Source organism: Photobacterium arenosum (assembly GCF_014841115.1).
Taxonomy (GTDB): domain Bacteria; phylum Pseudomonadota; class Gammaproteobacteria; order Enterobacterales; family Vibrionaceae; genus Photobacterium; species Photobacterium arenosum.
In genome coordinates, this window is the sequence record NZ_JACYTP010000001.1 from 553,417 (window position 1) to 569,167 (window position 15,751).

The following is a 15,751-nucleotide window of genomic DNA, read 5'->3' on the forward strand; positions in this document are numbered from 1 at the left end:
CATAGCCGAATTATCTGGAAAGATCCCAGTGCTGACTCACACCACACGCATCAACAAAGTCCTGATCATGGCTGACCAGAATGAAGCTGCCCTTATGCTCACTCAGTGCCTGCGCCATCATGGATTTTCCGTCTAAATCAAGATGATTGTCCGGCTCATCCAGCAGCAATACCCCTTCCTGTTGCTGATGACTCACCACCAGCATCGCCAGCCGCATTCGTTCACCGCCGCTCAGGGTCGACATTTGCTGCCCGGCTCTTTCACGGCGAAAACCCATGCACGCTGCCAGAGTACGTAACTCAGCAGCAGTATAGGCAGAGCACAGACGTGTCAGGTTATCAATCAGGCTGGCCTGCAAATCAAATAAAGAGAAATGCTGTTCGAGATAACAAAGCGGCCCGTGCCTGTGAATCTCACCCGACTTGACTGGCATATCGCCCAGCAGCGTTTTCAGCAAAGTCGACTTACCTGTGCCATTACTGCCGCGCAGGTGAATTTTATCGCCATACCAGACGGTTCGGCTGATTGCAGGCAACTGTCCCCGGTGCAGGCCCAATTCAGTGATCGTCAGTAAACGCGCACTTCGCTTGTTCGCACTGTTGGTACTGAAGCTCAGCGGCTTGGCGGTATCCACTTTCTCCTGCAGCAACTTCAACTGTTGCCGCGCATGTTCAAGCTGCTGATGTTGCTGATGCTTTCTGGATGATGCCGCGCTTTCTGCGGCATTTTTCTGATAATCGAGCAGCAAGGTGGACTGACTGCCAGTGTGCCTGTCCCGCTTACCGGCCGCGGCTCGGCGCTGCGCTTTTTCTTCACTACGCTGATGCTGACGATTGATAGCGCTGATTTGCTGTTTTGCTTTCGACAGTCGTGTTGCCAGTAACTGGGATTCATGATGTTTCTGTTGCCGGTATTGCACAAAATCTGTGCCATAACAGGCTAACCCTGTGTGGCTGAGTTCAACAATGCGATCCGCGTTTTTCAACAAGGATTGATCATGGCTGATCAGCAATATGCCGCCCTGAAAACAGGTAATTTGCTGTGACAGCCATTCTCTTCCATGCCGATCCAAATGGTTTGATGGCTCATCAAGAATGAGCAGTTCAGCATCACTGCGAAAACAGAGCCACAATCGCAACCTCGTCAGCTCACCGCCGCTCAGGCTGGTGCAAGATTGCCCGGGATCGGACGGTAATCCCAGCTCAGCCAGCTGGCGGGACAGGGCAGCAGGCAAATCCCATTGGTCGCCTACCGCCTCGAAATCGGCCGTATCGCAACTGCCAGCGGCTATACGTTGCAACGCTTGCAGACAGCCGTCCACACCCAGTGCTTGTGCGACAGAGCTCAGCGCCGACAAGTCGCTCTGCACGGTCAGCTGAGGTAAGTATGCGATGTTTGAGTGCCTGATCACCCGGCCTTCATCTGGCTGACGAGCTCCGCTTAACAGTGCGGCCAGCACAGATTTGCCACTGCCGTTACGGCCTACCAGTGCCGTGGTTTCACGGTCTAAAGTGAGTGATACATCAGAAAACAGCGGCTCCCCGTGGGGAAGAAAAACAGTCAGAGACTGAGCTTGCAATAATGTCATAAAGACCTCCGGCGCAAGCGCAGGGAGAGACATTACCGTCAGAAGACATTGCTTTTTTGCAGACAGATCTGAGTAGCACAGCCGATCACAATACGGTGATTCACAGTCAGTGACTGCTCAGACAAAGACGGTTAACGCCCACTAACCCTGCGGATCCAAAAGAAAAAGTTCAAAGGATGTCAGGGGTTAGTGATCCATGCAGGCGTTAACTCCAAATGAGGTGATGGCGGCTATTAAACCACCAGAGCGGGCGTACCGCAAGCTGAGAGGCCAAGAAAACTGGCCTTATAAATGCAATTTATCCTTTTGCTACTCTGCCTGCTTGATGTTTAAATATCTTATAAATCAGGATGATGTCGGCCTGATCTGGCCTAAGTTAGATTTGCAAAGGATCCGCGATGAATAAGAAATACGATTATCTGGTGATTGGCGGGGGCATACTGGGCGTCGCCACGGCCAATGCTTTATTACGCCGGCATCCTGCCAGCAAGATTCTGCTGATTGAAAAAGAAAGCACGCTCGCGTGTCATCAGACCGGCCACAACAGCGGTGTAATCCATGCCGGTGTGTATTATGCGCCCGGCAGCCTGAAGGCACGGTTTTGCAAAGAAGGCGTGCAACGTACTGTGGATTTTTGCCGCCAGCATGCTATTCCGGTCGACAACTGCGGCAAATTGCTGGTCGCCACCAATGAAACGGAAGTGTGCCGGATGCAGGATCTGCTGGCACGTTGCCGTGAAAACGGTATTGAAGTCGAAGCGCTGGATCAGGCGCAACTGCAGGCAAGAGAGCCGAACATTTGCGGTCTGGGAGCGCTGTTTGTCCCATCGACCAGCATAGTGGATTACCGTCTGGTTACAAAACACATGGCCAGTGATTTTACTGCCTCTGGCGGCGATACGGCCCTTGATACCCAAGTGACGGACATTACAGAGCACAGCGATCACATAGAACTGACCTGCTGCCACAGCCACGCAGCGAGTGCCGGTTCTTTTGCTGTCAGTGGCCGTTTTCTGGTGTGCTGCGGCGGACTATTGGCCGACCGCCTGACCAGAATGATGGGGCTGGAGACAGATTTTCAGATCATCCCCTACCGCGGAGAATATTACCGCCTGGCAGCCAGACATCATCAGATCGTCCGTCATCTTATCTATCCGATCCCAGACCCTTCTCTGCCCTTTTTAGGTGTTCACCTGACACGCATGATAGATGGCTCGGTGACGGTTGGCCCAAATGCGGTACAGGGATTTAAACGCGAGGGTTACGGGCGATTTAATTTCAGCCTGCGTGACAGTCTGGACATGCTGGCTTTCCCCGGTTTCTGGCATGTCACCGGTAAGCACCTGAAAACCGGATTGCGGGAATTCAAAGATGCCTGGTGGAAAGCCGGATATCTTGAGCGGGTACGTAAGTACTGTCCGGCCCTGGCGCTGAGCGATCTGGAACCCTACCCGGCAGGTATTCGTGCTCAGGCCGTACTGAAAGACGGCACGTTAGTTCATGACTTTCTGTTTGCAGACAGCCCGCGCAGCCTGCACGTTTGTAACGCGCCGTCACCGGCAGCAACCTCCGCGATGCCGATTGCCGACTACATTTGCGATAAAGTAACTGAAATTCAACGAAAAAGTGAAGCGGGCTGAGAATGTAATGAGTGCCACAAGCCCAGGGGAAAATTCAGGACGAATTTTCAGGTTGTCGGCGCCGGGAGCGCCTACAACCGACTCGGACCACACCAAAGAACAAAAAGGGGTTTTCTGGGTACTCTTTGCCCCCACAAAGAGTACCTGGCGCGCATTAGACGATGCCAAATGAACCTCCAAACTCAAGCGCGACATACAAACTAAACTTCAAAAATTGCGCTCGCTGCATGGATTCCCGCCTGCGCGGGAATGACGGTACTATATTGAATCATAAATAATTTAACTGGGTTTCTGACTGTACTTTTAAAGCAGAAATGAGAAGTTTGATGCTTGCCTCTCCCCCAGGGAAAAATTCAGGACGAATTTTTAGGTTGTCGGCGCCGGGAGCGCCTACAACCGCCCCGGACCACACCAAAGAACAAAAAGGGGTTTTCTGGGTACGCTTTGCACCAACAAAGAGTACCTGGCGCGCATTAGACGATGCCAAATGAACCACCAGACTCAAGCGCGACATACAAGCTAAACTTCAAAAAAAGCGCTCGCCACATGGATTCCCGCCTGCGCGGGAATGACGGTAATATATTGAATCATAAATAATTTAACTGGGTTTCTGACTGTACTTTTAAAGCAGAAATGAGAAGTTTGATGCTTGCCACTCCCCCAGGGGAAAATTCAGGACGAATTTTCAGGTTGTCGGCGCCGAGAGCGCCTACAACCGCCCCGGACCACACCAAAGAACAAAAAGGGGTTTTCTGGGTACTCTCTGCCCCCACAAAGAGTACCTGGCGCGCATTAGACGATGCCAAATGAACCACCAGACTTAAGCGCGACATACAAGCTAAACCTCAAAAATTGCGCTCGCCACATGGATTCCCGCCTGCGCGGGAATGACGGTAATATATTGAATCATAAATAATTTAACTGGGTTTCTGGCTATACTTTTAAAGCAGAAATGAGAAGTTTGATGCTTGCCACTCCCCCAGGGAAAAATTCAGGACGAATTTTCAGGTTGTCGGCGCCGGGAGCGCCTACAACCGCCCCGGACCACATCAAAGAACAAAAAGGGGTTTTCTGGGTACTCTCTGCCCCCACAAAGAGTACCTGGCGCGCATTAGACAATGCCAAATGAACCACCAGACTCAAGCGCGACATACAAGCTAAACCTCAAAAATTGCGCTCGCCACATGGATTCCCGCCTGCGCGGGAATGACAGTATGATTCTGATTTAAAGGATTTCCCAGCAGCGCGGGCGCACTGCTGTTTAAGGCATGCTTTGAGGAAAATAACCGGTTATCCGGTACGATTACAGACTCGCCATCGCACCTTTGCCAACGCCTTCATAAGCGACGACGTCCAGCGTCTGATGCTCACCAATGGCAGGTTTCACAGCAGCAGCGATATAGTGTGCCAGCAGCTCTATGGTGGTATCTGTGCCAATCATTTCCGTCTCACTTTTGGCGATCGCAAGCTCAAACAGCCCCTGCGGCGCGGTATAACGGAAAGCGTAATGGGTGTCATCACCAGCACCTGCGGCGTGCTCGCTCAGATTCAGCTCAGAAATGCTCACCTGATCTTCTTCTGTGCCCAGATAGATATCCGTCCAGCGCTTTGCCCAGTCGGCTTCCAGCTTAGGATCACGCTGGCCATCGACATACAGTTCAATCGGTGAACGATGGCCATGTGCTATGCGCTGACAGTTGCCGTCATGCTTTTTCAGGCCGTGGCTGTAATGATAAAACGCGCCATCAATCTTCTCTGGGCGTAATACCAGCTCAAGACCCTGGACATTGTCCGGCAGCTTACCAGACAGCACCTGATGCAGATGCCGGGTGACTGTCTCTATGGTGATGACGTCAGCATCCACCAGGCAATAAGCCTCTTCCGGACAATGCAAATGGATACTTTTATCGCCACGAAGCAAATCCAGGGTCGCATAGCCCGGCTGAGTCGCGGCCATCCTGACTGAAGCATGTGCTGTCGGCACCAGCAGGCGGTGATCGACATACTGATCCACCAGCTGTTTAATCTGCTTTTTAACGCGGCTGAAATCCAGCACCATGCTCATTTCATTCAGCTCGCCAGACATCACCACATCCAGAATCCAGCTTTCTCCCACCATACCTCTGGCCGGGCACAGATAAGAGGCATCAATAACGGTGAGATCTCTGACAAATAGCTTCACGCTGACGTCCTTACAGAAATGATTGTCGTTTTCGGAGCTGGGCATTATACGCGCACAGCCAAAGGTGTAAACCCAAAGCCGCCGGCATCATCAAGCAGATGGCCAGCTGCGTACAAACAATTTTCAGTAGCGGTAGTTCGCCGCCAGAAACAACGAGCTGACACCGCTCTGCTGAGATTCAAAGTTCACTGTATTGCCCTGATCGTCCTGCCCTTGCCAGTTTTTCAGCTTGCTTGGCAGCACTGTGTGTCTGAAACCGGCTTCGACTGTCATGTCAGTTGAGACGCGCCATGCCAGGCCGGTTTGCATACCAATCACAAAACCACTGGTTTTATAGTCGCCATGATAACTGGAATCGGAGCTGACACTGGCATAACCGAAGTGCAGGCCGACATACGGTGAAAAGTCTTTGTTATACAAGAAAAAATAATCTGTGCCGAGCAAGTTCAGATTGGCAATATTGTCATATTTCAGCCCTGATGACGGAAACTGACTTTCCGCTACATGTCGTTCAAAACTGTAGTAAAGCCGGCTGCGACCTTCGGGTGTGTAGTAGCCAATATCCACGCCCCAGAAGCCATTGGCATCAGCGTCATCAGAGGATGACGACACGCCGGCTATCGTTGCTGTATCTGTTAACCCCATCAGGCTGACACCGCCTCGTAAGCCGAAGAAATAACGGCTGGCTTCTTTGTCTGCTTCCTGATCGGCCTCTTGGCCCGATGGCAGATCCGCTACGGCCTTGGCGGCAGTCGGTTGCGGAGTTGCCGCTATGGAGCCGGCACTGGTAAGACACCCAAATAACAAAACAGAAGAAAAAGGTAAAAAGGAAAAGGTTCGAAACTGCAAAGCTGCCTCCCTGTTTAAACAGCCATAATGGGGACTTCCCCCGAGCATGAATACTGCTGCATCATAGCAACTCCCTGCTTTGCAGACGAGCGAAATCCCAGCAAAAACAGCAACAAACACTAAGCGTTTATTTTCACTCTTCCCTTAACCAGGCTAATGCGTCAAACGGTGTATCGAAACATTTCACTTCACCCGAGATAAACCAAGTGCCAATTTTGGCCACTATGTCCATCCAGCGCTGGTTGCCATAAATGGCGATCCGGTGAAACTTTTTACCGTGTTTCAGGCCAAGTTTGAGATCATCCCATGCCGCCTGCAATTCCCAGCCTTCAAACTCTGAACCATCAAAATAGACATTAACCTTAGGATTCGCGACACCTTCAAGGGCATCGTCGATCAGTGGGGTGATCCTTTCATAATCCTGATGAGTGAGCTTACCGACAGCTTTCAGTTCCATAAAAAAGTTATCGCCATCTCTGTCCACCTCAAACAATAATCCGTGAGTCGTATTCATAGGGCCTCCGTTTGTCGTTAATGAATAAACAACTGGCTTAGGGTTAAGGATATTCTGGATAAGTGTAGCTGTAACAAGGGAAAACAGGAGATTATGACCAACAGGGAAAATGCAAACACCGGGCTGATTACCCGGTGCTTGATATTGATGAGGATTAAGCAGTTTTTGCGGCCTGCCGCACTTCGGCCCTCAGATCTTTCTTGAGGATTTTCCCGGTCGCATTCATTGGCAGTGCCTGACGAACCTCGACCATGCGCGGGTATTTATAAGCGGCAAGCTGTTCTTTACCCCAGGCTTTCAACGCTTCTTCGGTGACCTGCGCGCCTTCTTTCAGTACCACAAAGGCTTTCACTTCTTCGCCATACTGATCACAGGGCACACCGACGACGGCTACCATAGCCACGTCAGAGTGCGTCATGAACACTTCTTCAATTTCACGCGGATACACGTTAAAGCCACCCCGGATAATCAGATCCTTGACCCGGTCGACAATGAACAGATTGCCCTTTTCATCAAAACGCCCGACATCGCCCGTGTAGAACCAGCCATTGCGCAGGGCTTTCTCATTCTCTTCCGCCCGGTTGAGATAGCCTTTCATGATGTTATGACCACGTATGATGATTTCGCCCGGTTCACCCTGCGGCAGTGGCTGGCCATTGTCATCAACCACACGCACCTCAACGCCCTGAATCGGTTGTCCGACTGAACCCGGAATCCGGGGCATGTCCAGATGGTTGAAACTGGCGATAGGGCTGGTTTCCGACAGACCGTAACCTTCAAGAATCGGGACGTTGAATTTCTCTTCAAAGTTACGCAGCACTTCTACCGGCAACGACGCACCGCCACTAACACCGATACGCAGCGAAGACACATCGTTGTCTGCTTTGCACAGGTTCATTCCGATATACATAGTCGGTACGCCGGCAAATAGGGTGACTTTGTGTTTTTCAATCAGCCCTTTCACCAGCGCTGGGTCAAAACGGGGCACCATCACCATGGTACAACCCAGGCTGACGGGGGCATTCATATTGACTGTCTGGCCGAAAGTATGGAATAGCGGCAGAGTCAGCAAGTGTACGTCGTCGCCGCGCATTTCCATCAGATTCTGCGCCACCAGAGCGTTAGTGTACTGATTGCTGTGCGTCAGCTCCGCCCCTTTGGGTTTACCCGTGGTACCTGAGGTATAAAGAACCACCGCCGTATCATCCGCTTCACGGGGCGTATAATCACACACAGGTGACTGATCTTTCATGAAGGATGTCAGAGTCGGCAGCCCCTGGTAATCCATCGCAGACTGATCGGCCGTCATCACTACCATGTGCTCGCAGCTATCGACCTGATTAAAGGCTGCCACACCGGCCTGCGCCATTGGCAGTCCTTCCACGCCTTCAAAACAGAAGTAGAACTTCGCCGCTGAATCTTCCAGATGGAATGTAATTTCGCGCTCACGTAACAGTACGTTGAGCGGCACAGTGACTGCGCCTGCTTTTTGAATGCCGTAATACACCAGCGGGAAGAACGGCAGATTGGGACAGCTCAGTGCAACCCGATCACCTGGCTGTATGCCCTTGGCCTTCAAGCCATTGGCGATCTGGCTGGCAATGGCATTGAACTGAGCATAAGTGATCTGAGTGTCACCAAAAATAATAGCGACTTTGTCAGGCTTGGACACAGCATTACGCTGTAAGGCAGCGGCAAGGTTCAACATGGTGTTTTCCTTGTGTTGAGTTCTACACAACGTTTTATAAAGACAAGCTCCCTGCCTGTCTTCTCATTTGAACCATAGAATTAAACGTACGTTTGACCTGAGTCAACAACGCGGCGTCTCTGTGTTAAAAATATGTGAAGCACCCGACTATGACTCATTATTGCCAGGTCTTGCTGTTGCTTTTTCACCCGCGCCTGAATGCCGTTTCTGTTCCTGCCGGGTCGGAGGAAACCCGATGGACTGCCCTTCAGCGGTCAGAATCGCAATGCGCTCAGGCTGGCCGTCATCCTTCAGCCACAACTCGCCAATACAGCTGCTGTTGACTAAGCGGCCATGTCCCGGGGTGTCCGGATCCCGCTTGTAAATCTTCATGCGTTTACGTTTGGTAAACCAGTTGAGCGGGGAATGCGGACTGTACAACAGCCTGTCCATTCGCTCACAAACCCGTAACAACTTTTCCGGGAAGGTATTTTTAATCCCGCTGGCGGTGATCTGATAAATGTTCGGACTGTTGCGGCGAAAACGCAGCTGAACATCGTAGGCAAACGAGTAATGTACATCGCCGGAAATGATCACGAAATGGGTCGGTGTTTTGGTATGGGTAAATATGCTCAGCAAAGTATTGGCGGCCCCTGGATGGGCCATCCAGTTCTCTGCATCCACCACCAGAGGTTTACCGAGTAATGTCATGATGCGCTGCAAGGTTTCTATGAACTTCACGCCGAAGATGGGCGCGGGTGACACTATGATCACCGCTGGTTCATGAATCAGCGCCTGTTGCATCTCTGTCAGGGCTTCCCAGTCCATCAGACCGGACGGTTTATTCATTTTCGATTCTGAATGCCAGCGCCGGGTTCGGGTATCCAGCACCAGCATCTTGGGTTTTGTCTCTACCTGATAGTGCCAGTGCTCGAAATCATACAGGTGATCTATCATGGCATCATGAGAGGCAGTATCCGGCGCTGAGAAATAGGTGCGGGCCATCGCCATAAAAGTGTCGTCAAACTGTTCAGGATCATTGCCCCAGCCCTGGCAGAGCCAGTATCCGAACAGGCTGTTGCCGATAATGCGCTTTGAAAAGGCATGCTGGTATGCCGCCTGTTCCCAGCCGACAGTCAGGTTCCAGTCGTCAGTAACATCGTGATCGTCAAAGATCATATAAGTGGGAATATGGGCCACCAGGCGCTGCACCTTAACCAGCCCGCTGATGAATTCCTCAATTTCCGTTTTTTCCTGTTGCCACAACTGCTGCCATTTGTCCGCCAGCACTTGTTCACCACACTGAAACCCCTGTTTCTCAAGGCGGTCAGTCTCCACCAGCTGCCAGACATTCGGCGACCAGACCAGCAGGTACATCGCCAGAAATTCACTCAGGCCAATCAGGTGGTTTTCACACTCATTGGCCGTGAAAACCGGGCGTTGTTTGGCCGGCAGCCAGCGCAGCATACGGGTGTCTGACAGCCAGTTGCCAGTCGGCTCGTACACAGGCAGAACCTGATCCCGGCCATAGAGCTGGTGATGACTGGCGCGTAGCGCCGATAACGAAGCATAAGGGGCATCGGTGAAGGTTTCATCGGGTAATCCGAGCAGGTCGATCACCTGACTGATCGCATCTAACGTCGGCCCGGCAACATGATCGGCATAGATCTGATCGCCACTCATCATCAGTAATGCCGGACGTTCACCCAGCGGCAGTGTTGCCACTTTCTCATCTGCCGCTACCAGGCTGTCTTTACCGGGAAAATGCGGATTACGACAAGAGCCATGCTGAATATAGTCAGCACGGGATTTAATAGTCAGCGTCAGCCGCTCCTCGCCCGGATAAAGCAGCTCAGGTAACAGAGCAGCCAACGCCCCCTTTTGGGTGTCTATGTCGTAGGCCAGCTCGGTATCCAGCGGAAAATCGCCCGAGAATTGTGCCATTACCACCCAGGCCGACTGCCCTATCCGGATCTGCTGTTCGCGGGTAAAGTCTGCCTGAAAGAAAGGCGATGCTTCTTTGCCCTGAAAAAGCAGAAACTGGCCTTCCAGCGGGGCGGATGTCACCATCCACAGCGTAATGACCCTGGCATTACAGCGGCGCAAAACCGGCCCTGTCAGAAATAAAGGCAGCTCATGTGAGCGAGTAGTGTTGTGCGTGTTATTGTCGGGGCTGTTAGCTGTCATTTATCCGTGTCACCTGTTACCTGCAATGTCACTCTGTCTATCCGAAATCACCTGATACAAGCTCAGGCGGAACGGATATATTGATGAATTCATTCTACTTCGTACACCTTCGGCTGTTGCCAATAGAATGTCAAAGGTCAATTCTCATCGACACTGATACCCTGACGGTCAGCACTGTGACGCTGCGCCCTATTTGGGCAGTAAAGACGATCTGCTCAACTACCGGGCAAAGTGCTTCAGTGTTACTATCTGTGACCATTATGGAATGACAAAGACACTGAACCGTCGTAATGAACACACCAGCCAGCCCAAGTCATACACCCAAGCCGCATCATTTCACGCGTATTCAACGGGTACTGGATTACATCCACACCCATTTGGATCAGCCGTTGAGTGTGGTGGAACTGGCGGAGCAAAGTTGCTGGTCGCGCTGGCAGCTTCAGCGGGTGTTTAACAGCGAAACCGGGCTGACACTGGCGCAGTATGTGCGCGAGCTGAAACTCAGCCGGGCTGCGGAACAACTATTATCAGGCAATGACAGAATTCTCGACATCGCGCTCTCCTGCGGCTTTAACTCCGAAATCAGTTTTATCCGCGCTTTCCGGCAAATGTTCGGCTGCGCGCCCGGCAGCTATAAAAAACGCGGGCTGCTGACAGGCCTCAGAACCCCTTTGCAATCGACCAGGCCGGTAACTTTAGCCCCTGAGATCTCACAGCGTCTGTTACAAATCCGTCTTGAGCGCCGCCCAGCCTTTCAGCTCTGCGGCGTGAGCGGAAAAATTCATGGCCTGTTCGCCGATAACCCCGATTACCCGAAGACAGTGCCCGCGATCTGGCACCAGTTTCATCAGCAAGTTACCGGGACAGGCACCATCAGCCAGATAGGTGTGATTGATACCCAGAGCCAGTCGGGTGACGCATTGATTTACTGGGCTGGCATACCATCGGAACAGGCGTCTGATGCGGTGCTACATACTGCGGCTGAGACTCAATGCCTGAATGTCCCCGAGCAGCTTTACGCCGTGATTCCCTACTCCGGGCCTATCCATCAGCTGGATAAAGTGCTCCATTGGTTCATCGCCGCCTGGTTGCCTGAGTCCAGTTTCAAAGGCATAGATGGCTATGAGCTGGAGATTTATCCGCCGCAATTTGATGTCGCCAACCCAGCTCACCGCATGGAGTACTGGATGCCGGTTGAGCCTGCCTGAAAAATCACGACCACAAATCTCAAGATGCACCAAATTGTTAATTTTCCTGCCGCAAGTTCCTTAGAATGCAATTGATAACAATTAGCATTCACATATTGCAGCAGAGGTTTATTTTGATGTATCGCACTTTCGCTCCTTCCTGGCTGGCTATTTCCATTGCCTCATCCTTCAGCGTATCGGCTGTCGCCCAGACAGACACCCAGACAACCCACGTAGATGACACCATCACGGTGTTAGGTGAGACCTATCGCAACACCGCCACCAAAACCGCACTGACCGCCGAAGAAACCCCGCAGGCTATCTCGGTTATCGACCGCGAGACGCTCGATCTGCGCGGTGCCAGCTCGGTGAGCGAAGCCTTACGCTATGTGTCTGGGGTCAATACCGAACTGCGCGGCGGGGCGGTCACCCGACTGGATCTGTTCAATATCCGGGGCTTCATCAACTATCAGAATTTCTACGACGGTCTGCAGTTGCCCTACCTCAGTGGCTGGAACCTGCAAGGCCAGGTGGATGCCTTTGCCGTGGAGCAAGTGGAAGTATTTAAAGGCCCGACCTCTGTGCTGTACGGCAATATCCCGCCGGGTGGCATGGTTAACCTGATCGCAAAAACACCACAGAAAACCCGGCAAACGGATATCGAAATCAACACAGGTACCAACAATCTGATGCAAGCCAATATTGATACCACGGGCCAGTTGGAGAACAGCGATGTCAGCTATCGCCTCATCGCTCTGGCGCGGCAAAGGGACAGTCAGGCAAATACTGCCGAAGATGAGCGCTATATGATAGCCCCTTCCATTGACTGGCAGGCTTCTGATGACACCCTGATCAACCTCAACCTGTATTATCAGAACGACCCGAGCGCAGGCATTTACACCACAGTGCCGGCAAAGGGTTCTGTGCTGCCTAACCCGGAAGGCAAGTTATCTCCTGACACTTTCACGGGCGATAAAAACTGGAATGATTTCGAACGTGAAGTACTGATGCTCGGCTACAAAGTGCTGCATGATTTTAATGACGACTGGACGTTACTGCATAACCTGAGATACAGCGACGCCAGCCTGCATCAGACAAACACCTACAATGGTGCCTTAGCCGCAGATAACCGGACACTCAGCCGTAATGCCTATCAGACCGATGAGGAGTTAGGATTCCTGACCATGGACAACCAGCTCACAGGCAAACTCCATTGGGGGGCTGCCGAGCATAATGTCCTGATGGGCCTGGACTACCAGTACATGGACTCTTCTGTGGTGTATCAGGACACCCTGGATTTCAGCGTGCCGAGCATTGATATGTTCAACCCGGACAACGATCAGATTGACCCCAACAATCCTGGCTTTAACTACAGAGCCAAGCACAATATCAATACCTCTCAGCTGGGTGTGTATCTGCAGGATCAGATCCGCTGGAATAAGCTTATTTTACTGGCAGGCGGGCGGTATGATCATTACGAACTTGACCAGAAAACCGACGGTGTAATATCCGGCGATATTGAGCAAGACAGCTTCTCCGGCCGAATCGGCGCGCTCTATAATCTGGCCTACGGTTTTGCCCCCTATATCAGCTATTCGGAAAGCTTTGAGCCAGTAGCCGGACAGGACAGATTCGGCAAAGTGTTCGAGCCTTCTGAAGGCCAGCAATGGGAAGCCGGGGTAAAATACCAGTCTGCCGATAGAACCCAGTCCGCCAGTCTGGCGGCCTACCAGTTGACCAAACAAAATGTAGTGACCCGAGACCCCAATGGCAGTGCCTATGACAAGATCCAAACGGGCGAAGTCCGCACCCGTGGGCTGGAGTTTGAAAGCTTCTGGCTGCTGAATGACAATCTGGATATTGCGCTGAACTACACCTATACCGATGCGGAAGTAACGCAGGACAATACCGGCATCGAAGGAAAAACCCCGGTGTGGATCCCCGAGCAAATGGCATCACTGTGGGCTAACTATTACATCTACAACGGCCTGTTAAGCGGTACTGTACTGGGTGCTGGTGTGCGTTATGTCGGCGAGTCTGAAATCGATGCGCAAAACACCGCCAAAGTCCCTGACTACACCTTGTTTGATCTGTCTGCCCGCTATGATTTAGGCGAGTTAAGCGCCAGCCTGAACAACGTGAGCGCCACCGTCAGTGCCTCAAACCTGTTCGACAAGGAATACTACACCTGTTTCGATCAGAACAACTGCTGGTTGGGTACCGAGCGCTCGGTTGAAGCCAAAGTCGCATTCAGTTTCTGATAGTCACTCTTTGCTGCTGGCCTGAATTCTGACTCCAGAGACCAGAAAAAGCAAAGCCGCACGGTTCCAAGAACGTGCGGCTTTTTCTTCACTCTATTTATCCGGTCATCTGTCCGGCTTCAGCTTACACCTGCTGCGTCTGCCCTTTTGCAACGGCTTTGCGCTTATCACGCCAGGTGCTGAACAGTGGCATCAACAACGCCAGCACTGCCAGCACCATAATGGTTAATGTCATTGGACGTTCTACCAGGAAAGCGAAAGAACCATCAGACAGTGTCAGCGAGCGGCTGAGGTTTTTCTCCAGTATGTCGCCTAGAATGAATCCCAGCAGCATAGGTGCCATAGGGAAGTTGAGCAATTTCAGGAAGGTCGCAATCACTGTGATCAATACCATCATCTGGATATCAAAGGCATTGAAGCTCACCAGATATACCCCTGTGATGGAGAAGAACAGAATCAACGGAATCAGGATCGGACGCGGGATCACCAGCAGCCTGGAGATGTACGGGATCAGCGGCAGGTTCAGAATCAGCAGCACCAGGTTACCGAAGTACATTGAGATGATCACCGACCAGAAGACATCCGGATTATCAATGAACAGGCGCGGACCTGGCTGAATACCATACGCAATCAGTGCACCCAGCATAATAGCGGTTGTGCCCGAACCGGGAATACCCAGTGTCAGCAAAGGGACGAAAGAGCCGGTAGATGCTGCGTTGTTCGCTGACTCAGGCGCAGCCAGACCCCGTAACGCGCCTTTGCCGAATTTTTCTTTCTCTTCTTTCGGCGCCAGATTACGCTCCATACCGTAGCTCAGGAAAGAGGCAATGGTGGCCCCGGCGCCAGGCAATACACCAACCAGGAAACCAAAGACTGAAGAACGCGCTACCGTTGGTGCCACATGCTTCACTTCTTCCTTGCTGAGTTTCATGCTGCCCAGATTGTTCATGTCCATCTGCGCATCTTCATGCCGGTGCTCACCCCGCAGAACCGTCATCACCACTTCGGTCAGCGCGAAAGTCGCCATAGCCAGCAGCAGGAAGCTGATACCGTCAATCAAATCGACATTATCGAAGGTAAATCGCGGCACGCCTGTCATGACATCGTTGCCGACGGTCGAAATCATCAGGCCGAAGACTGTCATCATCAGGGCTTTGAGCACCTGGCCTTTGCCGGAGAAAGCGGCCACCGCCGTCAGGCCCAGAATCATCAGCGCAAAATAGTCGCTGGACTGGAAACTCAGTGAGACTTTGGCCAGAGCAGGTGCTGCAAAGAGCAAAATGATGGCACCAATTGTTCCGCCAGTGAAAGAGGAATACGCGGCCAATGCCAGGGCTTTACCTGCCTGATTTTTCTGCGCCAGCGGGAAACCGTCAAAGGCTGTAACCACTGTGCTTGAACAGCCCGGCGCATTAATCAGTATTGATGAGGTTGAACCACCAAAGACAGCACCGTAGTACACACCGGCCATCAGGATAATGCCAGAAGAAGGATCAAGACCATAAGTAATAGGGATCATCAGTGCGATGGCAGAAATCGGGCCAAGACCCGGTAACATACCAATGAATGTCCCGGCAAAGCAGCCAACCACCACCATCATCAGATTGAAGGGCATAATTGCCGTCGACAATCCAGTCATCATTCCATCGAACATAA

General features: G+C 51.9%; 11 protein-coding genes. 4 read left to right on the forward strand and 7 right to left on the reverse strand.

Annotated elements, in window-relative coordinates; all coding sequences use genetic code 11:
- Nucleotides 1-10 precede the first annotated feature (10 nt).
- A complete protein-coding gene (locus IFO68_RS02620) occupies nucleotides 11-1,588 on the reverse strand; it encodes an ATP-binding cassette domain-containing protein (protein WP_192014382.1) in 1,578 nt (525 codons plus the stop codon).
- A gap of 196 nt (nucleotides 1,589-1,784) precedes the next feature.
- Here IFO68_RS02620 and IFO68_RS02625 point away from each other — a divergent pair, with 196 nt between their 5' ends.
- Together IFO68_RS02625 and lhgO are read left to right on the forward strand one after the other, a co-directional pair.
- Entirely contained in the window at nucleotides 1,785-1,994 is a 210-nt protein-coding gene (locus IFO68_RS02625; RefSeq protein ID WP_192014384.1) for a hypothetical protein, read from the forward strand.
- A complete protein-coding gene (gene lhgO, locus IFO68_RS02630) occupies nucleotides 1,987-3,228 on the forward strand; it encodes an L-2-hydroxyglutarate oxidase (RefSeq protein WP_192014386.1) in 1,242 nt (413 codons plus the stop codon). Before IFO68_RS02625 ends, lhgO begins: the two co-directional genes overlap by 8 nt.
- Before the next feature lie 1,303 nt (nucleotides 3,229-4,531).
- On the opposite strand, the gene IFO68_RS02635 is transcribed toward lhgO, so the two are convergent.
- From IFO68_RS02635 to IFO68_RS02655, 5 genes are all read right to left on the reverse strand, one after another.
- The gene (locus tag IFO68_RS02635; protein WP_192014388.1) at nucleotides 4,532-5,410 is read right to left on the reverse strand and encodes a 6-carboxytetrahydropterin synthase; all 879 of its coding nucleotides are present in this window, start codon (nucleotides 5,408-5,410) and stop codon (nucleotides 4,532-4,534) included.
- Between the two features lie 123 nt (nucleotides 5,411-5,533).
- The gene (locus tag IFO68_RS02640) at nucleotides 5,534-6,259 is read right to left on the reverse strand and encodes an outer membrane beta-barrel protein (RefSeq protein ID WP_192014390.1); all 726 of its coding nucleotides are present in this window, start codon (nucleotides 6,257-6,259) and stop codon (nucleotides 5,534-5,536) included.
- 133 nt (nucleotides 6,260-6,392) lie between these two features.
- Nucleotides 6,393-6,773 carry a SpoIIAA family protein gene (locus IFO68_RS02645; protein WP_192014392.1) on the reverse strand — a complete coding sequence of 127 codons (381 nt, stop codon included), beginning with the start codon at nucleotides 6,771-6,773 and terminating at the stop codon, nucleotides 6,393-6,395.
- A 154-nt stretch (nucleotides 6,774-6,927) separates the two neighbouring features.
- Nucleotides 6,928-8,481 carry a long-chain-fatty-acid--CoA ligase gene (locus IFO68_RS02650; protein ID WP_192014394.1) on the reverse strand — a complete coding sequence of 518 codons (1,554 nt, stop codon included), beginning with the start codon at nucleotides 8,479-8,481 and terminating at the stop codon, nucleotides 6,928-6,930.
- Between the two features lie 147 nt (nucleotides 8,482-8,628).
- Nucleotides 8,629-10,647, reverse strand: a complete 2,019-nt coding sequence (locus tag IFO68_RS02655) for an alkaline phosphatase D family protein (protein WP_192014396.1) — start codon at nucleotides 10,645-10,647, stop codon at nucleotides 8,629-8,631.
- A 290-nt stretch (nucleotides 10,648-10,937) separates the two neighbouring features.
- Here IFO68_RS02655 and IFO68_RS02660 point away from each other — a divergent pair, with 290 nt between their 5' ends.
- Nucleotides 10,938-11,855 carry an AraC family transcriptional regulator gene (locus tag IFO68_RS02660; protein ID WP_192014398.1) on the forward strand — a complete coding sequence of 306 codons (918 nt, stop codon included), beginning with the start codon at nucleotides 10,938-10,940 and terminating at the stop codon, nucleotides 11,853-11,855.
- Nucleotides 11,856-11,971: 116 nt separating this feature from the next.
- Nucleotides 11,972-14,095, forward strand: a complete 2,124-nt coding sequence (locus IFO68_RS02665; RefSeq protein ID WP_192014401.1) for a TonB-dependent siderophore receptor — start codon at nucleotides 11,972-11,974, stop codon at nucleotides 14,093-14,095.
- Nucleotides 14,096-14,219: 124 nt separating this feature from the next.
- Here IFO68_RS02665 and IFO68_RS02670 read toward each other — a convergent pair whose 3' ends face one another.
- Nucleotides 14,220-15,749: a tripartite tricarboxylate transporter permease gene (locus tag IFO68_RS02670; RefSeq protein ID WP_192014403.1), complete on the reverse strand. Its 1,530-nt coding sequence runs from the start codon at nucleotides 15,747-15,749 to the stop codon at nucleotides 14,220-14,222.
- Between the last annotated feature and the right edge of the window lie 2 nt (nucleotides 15,750-15,751).

What these genes read in the sequence shown, in the direction of transcription:
- lhgO (WP_192014386.1), top strand. Translation starts at nt 1,987, where the DNA reads ATGAATAAGAAATACGATTATCTGGTGATTGGCGGGGGCATACTGGGC.
- IFO68_RS02655 (WP_192014396.1), bottom strand. Translation starts at nt 10,647, where the DNA reads ATGACAGCTAACAGCCCCGACAATAACACGCACAACACTACTCGCTCA.
- IFO68_RS02620 (WP_192014382.1), bottom strand. Translation starts at nt 1,588, where the DNA reads ATGACATTATTGCAAGCTCAGTCTCTGACTGTTTTTCTTCCCCACGGG.
- IFO68_RS02660 (WP_192014398.1), top strand. Translation starts at nt 10,938, where the DNA reads ATGAACACACCAGCCAGCCCAAGTCATACACCCAAGCCGCATCATTTC.
- IFO68_RS02645 (WP_192014392.1), bottom strand. Translation starts at nt 6,773, where the DNA reads ATGAATACGACTCACGGATTATTGTTTGAGGTGGACAGAGATGGCGAT.
- IFO68_RS02650 (WP_192014394.1), bottom strand. Translation starts at nt 8,481, where the DNA reads ATGTTGAACCTTGCCGCTGCCTTACAGCGTAATGCTGTGTCCAAGCCT.
- IFO68_RS02625 (WP_192014384.1), top strand. Translation starts at nt 1,785, where the DNA reads ATGCAGGCGTTAACTCCAAATGAGGTGATGGCGGCTATTAAACCACCA.
- IFO68_RS02670 (WP_192014403.1), bottom strand. Translation starts at nt 15,749, where the DNA reads ATGTTCGATGGAATGATGACTGGATTGTCGACGGCAATTATGCCCTTC.
- IFO68_RS02665 (WP_192014401.1), top strand. Translation starts at nt 11,972, where the DNA reads ATGTATCGCACTTTCGCTCCTTCCTGGCTGGCTATTTCCATTGCCTCA.